A 1519-nucleotide genomic window follows, 5' to 3' on the forward strand; every position below is an offset into this window, starting at 1 on the left:
GCCCCGCTCGTGAAAGCGAATTATGGGCGCTGTTTGATCGTCTTCTGTTTTCATACACTTCTTTTTAGTGTATAGTTTTTCCCGGACGAGTCAGGCAAATAATCACGCGGCTGTACAGAATAATGACAAAACCAGGGATTTTCATCATGCTTTTTCGTTGCCCTTTAAAGGACTAATACATAGCCGGTGCCAATGCTTTTAAAATATCGTCAGAGCATTTAGATACGGCATCAATATTATCTGAATTGGTCAGTACCACAATACCGGTCTTCAATTCGGGGGAAAACGTAACTACACCGCTGCAATTCACCAGGTTGCCATCCTGGGAGATGCGACGCGGCCCCGAGGCAACTTTAATGACCTGCCAGTTCAGCGCGCAGGAATAGTGGTTGCCGCCTCCCATATCAAAGCCCCAGCTTTCCTTATGCGACAAGATCACAGCCGGGTCTTCTTCATTCATCTGGTAAACCATATATTTCAGCAGGTCGCTGGCTGTGGATTTAAGGCCGCCTGCACCCTGCATATAGTTGTACTCGTTGGGATCAAACATACCCACCTTGGTATAGCCTTTGGCTGCATGTTCTCTGTCACGGGCGGTCAGGACAATCCGGGTGTCCTTCATCTGTAGAGGGCCGGTGATTTTTTCCCGCAACAATTCCCCGAAGGTCTGATGATATACTTTTTCCAGGATATACCCCAGTAACTGGACGGCGGCACTGGAATATAGAAACTTCACGCCGGGTAGGGTATCAATTTTTAACTGGTGCAGGTCACGATAAAAATCGTCACGGGTATAGCCAGGTTTTTCAGCTTGGTCAGAAAGCCAATTGGGCAGCCTGGACACGTGGGAGATCAGGTGAAACAGCTTAATCGGGTGCCCTTTATATTCCAGGTTGGGATAGTCCCCGTCAAGGTATTTTCGGATATCGTCATCCAGTTTTACTTTATTTTCTGTAACGGCCTTTGCCAATAGTAAACCCGCGAATGTTTTACTGATTGAGCCTATACCGTATATGGTATGCGCCGTGGGTAAGTGCTGTGCATCTTTGCTTACGGAGCCGTAATTATAGGTATAGAGCCGGCCGTTATGGTAGAACCCGACAGATACCCCTACCGCAGCTTTTGATTGCAGGAAAACCCTGGCTTCCCGCGCAATGACGGTGTCAATGCTGTCTTTCGGCTTAACGGGGCTTGCCCCGGTTTGTGCTCCTGCCTGGCTTACACCATAAATACAAAGAAGCAACAGTGTTATTTTTTTCATCTGATGGATTATAAAGTTGGCGATTTAAACTGGTCTGTTTCAGCATATTCCAATCCCATGCCAAGTAGCTATTTATCTGATTTACAAATATTTAAGAGTTAAACCTATCCTTGACCGTCCATTATCGATACAATGCCAGTTCGTATGCGCACAGTAGTAGCCTACCCTGACCCGTCCGGAAATAGCTATACAGATTTGTGAGTAAATCCTGTAAATACTATACAAGGTATTCTGTTAGTCCTAAGATGAACTATACAG

Annotated in this window: 1 protein-coding gene; it reads right to left on the reverse strand. The window is 46.1% G+C overall.

The features are described 5' to 3' along the window. Positions 1–172: 172 nt before the first annotated feature. Positions 173–1261: a serine hydrolase domain-containing protein gene (locus FHS10_RS29215; RefSeq protein WP_259097794.1), complete on the reverse strand. Its 1089-nt coding sequence runs from the start codon at positions 1259–1261 to the stop codon at positions 173–175. Positions 1262–1519 lie beyond the last annotated feature (258 nt).

It is taken from the genome of Mucilaginibacter dorajii (assembly GCF_024808255.1).
GTDB classification, from domain to species: Bacteria; Bacteroidota; Bacteroidia; order Sphingobacteriales; family Sphingobacteriaceae; genus Mucilaginibacter; species Mucilaginibacter dorajii.